Here is a 7,743-nt window from a genome sequence, read left to right as displayed (position 1 = left end):
TACCCGATGGGGCGATGTGTGAACCGAGAGCTGAGATCGGCACATCGCCGAATTTCTACGCGTCCCTATCGCTAACAGATATTATCGATATGGGCGTGTTTCGTCACAAAACTGCTGATTTGCGAAACGCGCGACACCTAACCGTCACGCCATTTTCATCCCGCTGCCTATAATCTCCGGATGCCGAACGTTCCACCGCCGTCATCGTTTCCCGACACCGCTTCCCTGTCGGCGCTACGCGCGTGGTACGCGGGAGTCGGCTCGCGCGAGGCAGTCGAACGCTATTGCCCGCAGGCGCTCGAAAGCGGCCAGTCGGCACGCCGGCGTGATTGGCCGGATTCGCCGGCAGCTCGCCGGTTTTGCCCTCAGCCGGCATCGCGCCGATCTGGCCCGGCTGTTCCGGTGCGCAGTGGGCGAACGGACCCTTTACCGCAAGGCAGCGACCCGGGCGCTGGACATCCTGCCGACGATTGCGGTCCCGCAACCGCAGGTGAGCGATCCGATCGGTGCCTGGTTGCCGTCTCGCGTCGTCCCGGTGCTGCATCAGTATGGCATCCGGACGCTGGCCGATCTGACCGTGCGCATCCCTCGTCGGCGGCGCTGGTGGCGCGCGATTCCCGGACTCGGCGTGCGCAGCGCACGTCATATTGAAACCTTCTTTGCCACTCACCCGGTGCTTACCGAGCGCGCCCGCGCGCTGATTGTGGTGGCGACGCCGGACCCCGTGGTGCCGTGGGAAAACATCCGCGTGCCACATTGCGTCGACGGCTCGCGGGGCACCTTCCGCGCGCCAAGGTCGATGTGCGCGCTCGAGGCCAATAACGACTATCAGGCGATCAGCGCCTGGCTTGACCGGCATGAGGCTGCCGAAACGCGGCGTGCCTATCGCCGGGAAGCCGAGCGCCTGCTGCTGTGGGCGGTTGTCGAGCGCAGCAAGGCGCTGTCTTCGCTCACGAGCGAGGATGCGACCGCTTATCGCGCCTTCCTGCGACATCCGGCACCGCGCGCCCGGTGGGTCGCGCCGGCGCGGCCGCGATCGTCGTCCGAGTGGCGGCCGTTCACGGGTGCGCTGTCGCCGGATTCTATCGCCTATGCGCTGTCGGTTCTGAGTGCAATGTTTCGTTTTCTGATCGAACAACGCTACTTGCTCGCGAATCCGTTCGCCGGCCTCAGGGTGCGCGGCGCGCAGCGTAATGGCGAACTGGACATCTCGCGCGCTTTTACGGCCGGCGAATGGGAGCTGATCCGCACGAATTGCTGACGGGCTCGAATGGTCGCATGGCTGGACGCTTCCCGCCGCGCAGCGTCTGCGCTTTCTGCTCGATTTCGGTTATGCGACCGGCCTGCGCGCAGGCGAACTGGTCGGCGTCACACTCGGCGGCGTCGAAAGCGGTGCACAAGGTGAGCGATGGCTTCACCTCTCCGGCAAGGGCGCGAAGGTTGGCAAGGTGGTCCTGCCGCCGCTCGCGCGCTTTGCACTGGACCAGTATCTGGTACAGCGCGGTCTGCCCGTAAGCCCGGCACGATGGACGCCGGACGTGCCGCTGCTCGGCCAACTGGACGAGACCGGCGGCATCACCACACCGCGCCTGAGGGAGGTGCTGCGCCGCTTCTTCCGCACCGCCGCCGACGCCATCCAGGTCGACCACCCGGCACTCGCTGGCAAACTGCGGCGCGCGACGCCGCACTGGCTGAGGCATACGCACGCAACGCACGCGCTGGCCAACGGCGCGACGCTGACCACCGTACGCGACAACCTGCGTCACGCGTCGATCACAACCACGTCGATCTACCTGGACGACGACGAGGTTCAGCGTACCCGGCAAATCGAGCGGATCTTCGCGAGACGGCCACCGGCATGAGCACCGTCCACGAGACCATCTACCCGGTCCTGCCTGCAGAACCGCGCAGGGCGGAACTGAAAGCGGCATTCACCCCGACCGCCGCGGAAATTCGCTTTGTGCGCCGGCAATCCCGGCAGGAAGCTACCGCCGTGCTGATCATGGTGCAGTTGAAACTGCTGCAGCGTCTCGGCTACTTCCCGATGCTCTCGGACGTGCCGCCGGTCATCATCGATCACATCCGGACCGCGATGCGAGCCCGGGCGTTGCCCCAGACGGCGATCGCGCGGTACGACATATCCGGAACTCGCATCCGGCATCAGAAGCTGCTGCGTGCCTGGCTCGACATCTGGCGGTTCGATGCGGATAAGACGGTGTGGCTTGCCGATCTCGCCTCGAGGGAAGCAAGGACCAAAGTCGAACTGCCCGACATCATCAACAACGTGCTGGTCGAGGAACTGGTCCGGCGCCGTTACGAACTACCGCCACTGTCGACGCTTCAGCGCATCGCCACGCAGGCGCGCAACGATCTCAATGAAACGATCTGGACGAAGATCTGCGGCGCGCTGGACGCGGCTATGATCGAAAGGATCGATGGGCTCCTCGTCATCAAGGCTGGCAAGTCAGGCTGGGACGATCTGAAGCAGGAGCCGAAGAGGCCAGCTGCGCGTGCGATCGCGAGCTTCCTCAAGCATATCAACGGGATCAGGACACTGGCGGAAGGGTTGCCGGCGCCGCCCGCGATCCTGTCCGTTAGCAAGCGGGTACAGCTAGTCACTGAAGCGCGGGCGCTCGATGTCGCGGAACTGCGTTCGCTCAAGATAGTGAAGCGTCATGCGCTTGCTGTGCTGTTCATCCAGGCCCAGTTGCAGAAGGCGCTTGATGACGTCGCCGAGATTTTCATCAAGGTCATGCGCAAGTTCGAGACCTACGCGAAGGTCCGGCTTCAAAAATATCAACTCGAACACGCCGGCGTGCTGGAGGGACTGGTCGGGCAGTTCCGGGACGTCCTGCAGATCCTTCAGGATGAGGGGGTATCAGAACGCCAACGGTTGCCGAGAATCCGCGAGTCGCTCGGCGACCCGTCCGTAGCGCTTGCACGATGCAACGAGCATATCGCCTATGCCGGCCAGTTCGACCTGCCGTTCATGCTCGTGCCGTACCGGAACCAACGCTCACTGCTGTTTCAGTGCCTGGATGTGCTGCCGTTGCGATCGAGCTCACAGGACCGCGCGATACTGGTCGCGCTCGCCTGGCTGCAGGGCTCCCGGAACGCCCATCGCGAATACCTGTTGCTCACGGAGGACGATCTCGCAAACCTGCCGCTGGACTGGCTATCGGATAAGTGGATGCGTGCGGTATTCCCGCACGGTCGGGACAACCGGATGTTGCACCGCCGATTCTTCGAGCTGGGCGTCTTCAGCCAGATCATGCGGGAACTGAATTCCGGCGATCTTTACGTCGAGGGCAGTGATCACTTCGACGATAATCGCGTGCATCAGGCCTCCGACGAGGAGTTCCGGCGTCAGCTGCCGGACTACTGCGAGATCGTGGGTGTGCCCACGGACGGCAAGAGCTTCGCGAAGGATCTGCGAGATAAGCTGAACGCGGCGCTCGACGAGACCGATGCGAACTTCCCAGTGAACGACAGTATCGAGTTCGTCGATCAGGAACTCATCATTCACAAGCCCGGCAAGGAGCCCGAACCACCGAACCGAACGCTGATCGATCAGGCCATCACCGCGTCGATGCCGCAGGTCAGCATCCTGGATCTCCTCACCGAAACCGAGCAGTGGCTCGACCTGCATATACTGTTCGGCCCGCTGTCCGGGTTCGACGCGAAGGTTGACGATCCGCGCAAGCGTTTCATCACAACGCTGTTCTGCTACGGGTGCAACCTCGGTCCCAGCCAGACGGCGCGCTCGGTGAAGGGTCTCAGCCGCAAGCAGGTTGCCTGGCTGAACCTGAAGCACGTCACCGAAGAGCGGCTCGACAAGGCGAATGTGAAGGTGATCAACGCGTACAACCAGTTCGCGTTGCCGAAATACTGGGGCAGTGGCAAGCGCGCGTCGGCGGATGGCACGAAATGGAGCCTGTACGAGCAGAACCTGCTGTCCGAGTATCACGTCCGCTATGGCGGATACGGCGGGATCGGCTACTACCACGTGTCCGACATGTACATCGCGTTGTTCAGCCACTTCATCCCCTGCGGCGTCCACGAGGCCGTCTATATCCTCGACGAGCTAATTCAGAATGGCGCCGACGTCAAGCCCGATACCATCCACGGCGATACGCAGGCGCAGAGCGGTCCGGTCTTCGGTCTGTCGTACGTGGTGGGCATCAATCTGATGCCGCGCATGCGCAACATCAAGGATCTCGTGCTGTACAAGGCCGACAGGCGTCGCAAGTATGAGCACATCGACAGGCATTGCCGCCAGGCCGTTGACTGGACGCTCACTGAGCGACACTACGCTGACATGATGCGCGTCGCAGTGTCGATCAAGGCGGGCAAGATGACGCCCTCGACGATCCTTCGCCGCCTCGGCTCGGAGAGCACGAAGAACAAGCTGTACTTTGCGTTTCGGGAACTCGGGCGCGTGATCCGGACGCTGTTCCTTCTGAAATATCTCAAAGACCCGGAGTTGCGCCGCACGATTCATGCGGCTACCAACAAGAGCGAGCAGTTCAACGACTTCGCGCAGTGGCTGATGTTCGGCGGCGAAGGCGTCATCGCTGAAAACGTCCGGCACGAGCAGCGCAAGGTGATCAAGTACAACCACCTCGTCGCGAACATGGTGATCCTGTACAGCGTGCAATGGATGTCGCGCAAGCTGAAGGAACTGCAGCAGAAGGGACATCCGGTTGATGCCGAGGTGCTCAAGGTGCTGTCGCCATACCGGCGAGAGCACATCAACCGGCTCGGGGACTATCTGCTGGATCTTCAGCGCCCCGTGCCGCCGCTCGATCCGACCATCGAATTTGCCATTAAATCAGCAGCTTAGGCCGGGATGTGGCGGATTTTTAACGAATCCCGGTCGGACCTCGACATGCGACGCTGACAGTTCGTGCTCGTAGTAGAGCTGCACCATGGTGGCGGTTGCCTTGAGCCACAGATCTTTACCGGCAAGCCGGAACGGCACGGAATAGTAGGCGCGCTCGAATTGCACATGGGCGTCGCGATGGACCTTCACGCGCGCCCAGGTTGCCAGCTCGGGCGGCACATCGGGAAGCGGCTGCAACAGCGCCTGTTCGGCGTCTTCGAAACGCTTGAGCGGCACCTCGCGCGTCGTGCCATGCGTCCGGGTGCTGGCCTCGTGCATCACCCAGGCTCGTGCTTGCCGGTTGGCGTCGTCAAGATCACGGAACTCGCGAAGAGGAAGGAAGCTCGACTTCACTGGCAGCATTTGCGGGCGACCAACGCGATCGGTATTGCCAACTTGTTAGGCCGTCGCGCAAGGATGCAAATTAATCGTCTTACGCCGCCATGCGGGCGCACGAAGCCCAACCCCATGCCGCGTGGGCCTGGGCACGTGCCTCGCGTTTGCACTGCGTTTGCGGTTGCAACGAGACAGCCCATGAACAGATTTGAAAACCTGTCCATGAACCGAAGCGAAGTGTTGCAGATGGCGGGCTGACTTGAAGCGTCGCATCACTTTCTCTCGCACCCGTGTAGGCTCGTGCGAATTCTCTGCCCGGTTGTTCAACCCCTTGTGCTGCCGATGCTCGACGTTCAGGCCCAGCTCATTGTTTGCGGCGGCATAGCTGCGCAGCTTGTCCGTCACGATCACGCGTGGACGGCCATGGCGTTTGAGCAGCTTGCGCATCAGCCGTTTGGCCGCCGCCGTGTCGCGACGGCTTTGCACCAGCACGTCGAGCACCGCGCCGTGCTGGTCGACCGCCCGCCACAGCCAGTGCTTTTTGCCGTTGATCGTCACCACGACCTCATTGAGATGCCACTTGTCGCCGCGCCCCAGCGCCGTCGAACGGATACGCTTGGCGATTGCCAGACCGAACTTTGCCGCCCAGTCCCCCACCGTCTCATACGTCAGCTCGATACCGCGCGCAGCCAAGATCTCCTCGACCATGCGCAGACTCAGCGTAAGCGTCTCGCCGCGGCCGTTCTGGCGTGCTGATTGAGGTTTTGGGTAGTTTGGTATCCACCAAATTATGGTGGGTACCAAAGTGGACAAGACATGGGGCGATGGCGCCGCAGACGGCGCATATAAGCGGCCGAACTTTCCGACCGAGTTCAAACGGCAACTGGTTGAACAATCGCTCGAGCCGGGCGCGTCGGTGGCATTGATCGCGCGCAGCAACGATATCAATGCAAACCTGTTGTTCAAATGGCGACGGCTTTATCTGGCAGGAGAGTACGGTTTGCCGACGCTGCCTGAGCGCGCGACGCCAAAGCGGGCACAGGAGGTGCCGTCGCTGTTGCCTGTGAATGTCGTCGCTGAGGCGGCAGAACATACGCCACCGATGGAAGTTGATGCAACACGGTCGCCAGAGAATCTTTGCGAGATCGAGTTCGACCGTGCACGCTTGAGGGTTTGCGGCAACGTGTCGCCGGATATGCTGCGGCTGCTGATCCGGGAGCTATCCCGATGATCGGCTTGCCGGCAGGCACTCGCATCTGGATCGCCGCAGGCGTCACCGACATGCGCAGTGGTTTCCCGGCTCTTGCCGCGAAGGTGCAGGCGGCACTCGAAGAGAATCCGCTCGGCGGAGACATGTTCATTTTTCGGGGGCGTCGCGGCGATCTCGTAAAAATTCTTTGGGCGACCGATGACGGCCTATGGCTTCTTGCGAAGCGGCTTTCGCGCGGACGGTTTATTTGGCCACAGGCTGATGGAGGCAAGATCTATCTGACGTCTGCGCAGCTGTCGATGTTGCTGGAAGGCATCGATTGGCGACAACCCCGTCGTACGGCCGCATTGTCGATGTTGTAAACCGCATCGAAGGCTCGTAAACTGCAGCGCATGCCTGACCATGCGCCGCTTCCGCAAACCGTTGCCGAGCTCCACGCCCTGGTGCTCGAGCAGCAGGCATCGATGGCAAAGATGCGCCAGGAGATCGCTGAACGCGACCGGGAGATTGTTGAGCGGGACCAGGAACTTGAGCGCCTGAAGGCACAGATCGACAAGCTCAGGCGCATGCACTTCGGTCGCAAATCCGAGCAGGTAGACCGACAGATCGATCGGCTCGAAACCCAACTTGAGGATCTGGCAGCGGGCAGCGGCGTTACCGATGTTCGCCGTGCGCGCGCTCGTGCATCAAGTTCAGGCGCGTCTGCGGCATCTGCAAAGGAAGCGCTGCCGCCCCATCTGCCACGCGAAGAACGCGTGCTCGAGCCCGATTCCATCTGCCCGAAGTGCGACAACACCATGGAGCTGCTCGGGGAGGACGTGTCTGAGCAGCTCGCGCGCGTCACAGCTATGTTCAAGGTCATCCGCACGATCCGTCGCAAGCGGATCTGCACAGGTTGCGGCCATATCGCGCAACCTCCCATGCCGGGGCTGCCGATCGAGCGCAGCATCGCGCATCCGAGCTTGCTGGCCGAGATCATTGTTGCGAAGTATGCGAACCACACGCCGCTGTATCGGCAATCCGAGATCGCGGCGCGCGATGGCGTACGTCTCGATCGGGCCACCATGGCACGCTGGGTCGGACAATGCGACGAACTCTGTCAGCTGCTGACTGAAGCCCTGCGTCGCTACACGATGTCGACTGCGAAGCTGCACGCGGACGACACGCCGATCCCGGTGCTCGCGCCTGGGAACAAAAAGACCAAGACCGGTCGATTGTGGGTCTACGTGCGCGATGATCGTAAGCAATGGGATGGACGCCCCCACCTAGACGGCATCAATGTGCCAGAGTGGAAGTGTCGTCAACCACTCGAACA

General features: G+C 62.1%; 4 protein-coding genes and 3 pseudogenes. 5 read left to right on the top strand and 2 right to left on the bottom strand.

The window, feature by feature from the left end:
- The first annotated feature begins 180 nt into the window (after positions 1–180).
- Both AWB78_RS40600 and AWB78_RS40595 read left to right on the top strand, forming a co-directional pair.
- A pseudogene (locus AWB78_RS40600) lies at positions 181–1,862 on the top strand (site-specific integrase).
- A complete protein-coding gene (locus AWB78_RS40595) occupies positions 1,859–4,843 on the top strand; it encodes a Tn3 family transposase (RefSeq protein ID WP_062612680.1) in 2,985 nt (994 codons plus the stop codon). The pseudogene AWB78_RS40600 and the gene AWB78_RS40595 overlap by 4 nt, the downstream one beginning before the upstream one ends.
- Positions 4,844–4,870: 27 nt before the next feature.
- Here AWB78_RS40595 and AWB78_RS40590 read toward each other — a convergent pair.
- Positions 4,871–5,236, bottom strand: a pseudogene (locus tag AWB78_RS40590) (Mu transposase domain-containing protein); the annotation flags it as partial.
- Between the two features lie 45 nt (positions 5,237–5,281).
- Positions 5,282–5,938: pseudogene (locus tag AWB78_RS40585) on the bottom strand (IS6 family transposase); the annotation flags it as partial.
- 85 nt (positions 5,939–6,023) lie between these two features.
- On the opposite strand from AWB78_RS40585, the gene tnpA reads away from it, so the two are divergent.
- The 3 genes from tnpA to tnpC form a co-directional block, all read left to right on the top strand.
- Positions 6,024–6,449 carry an IS66-like element accessory protein TnpA gene (tnpA, locus tag AWB78_RS40580; protein WP_232478093.1) on the top strand — a complete coding sequence of 142 codons (426 nt, stop codon included), beginning with the start codon at positions 6,024–6,026 and terminating at the stop codon, positions 6,447–6,449.
- Entirely contained in the window at positions 6,446–6,790 is a 345-nt protein-coding gene (gene tnpB, locus AWB78_RS40575; RefSeq protein ID WP_062612676.1) for an IS66 family insertion sequence element accessory protein TnpB, read from the top strand. Before tnpA ends, tnpB begins: the two co-directional genes overlap by 4 nt.
- 30 nt (positions 6,791–6,820) lie before the next feature.
- On the top strand, positions 6,821–7,743 hold a 923-nt coding region (gene tnpC / locus AWB78_RS40570; RefSeq protein ID WP_232478092.1), incomplete at its 3' end, for an IS66 family transposase.

The organism is Caballeronia calidae (assembly GCF_900044055.2).
GTDB lineage: Bacteria > Pseudomonadota > Gammaproteobacteria > Burkholderiales > Burkholderiaceae > Caballeronia > Caballeronia calidae.
The sequence above is the reverse complement of the archived record's forward strand: the minus strand, read 5'-3'. Positions and strand labels throughout refer to the sequence as shown.

Bases quoted from the DNA above. Each gene is read 5' to 3' on its own strand.
- AWB78_RS40595 (WP_062612680.1), top strand. From the start codon at position 1,859: ATGAGCACCGTCCACGAGACCATCTACCCGGTCCTGCCTGCAGAACCG.
- tnpB (WP_062612676.1), top strand. From the start codon at position 6,446: ATGATCGGCTTGCCGGCAGGCACTCGCATCTGGATCGCCGCAGGCGTC.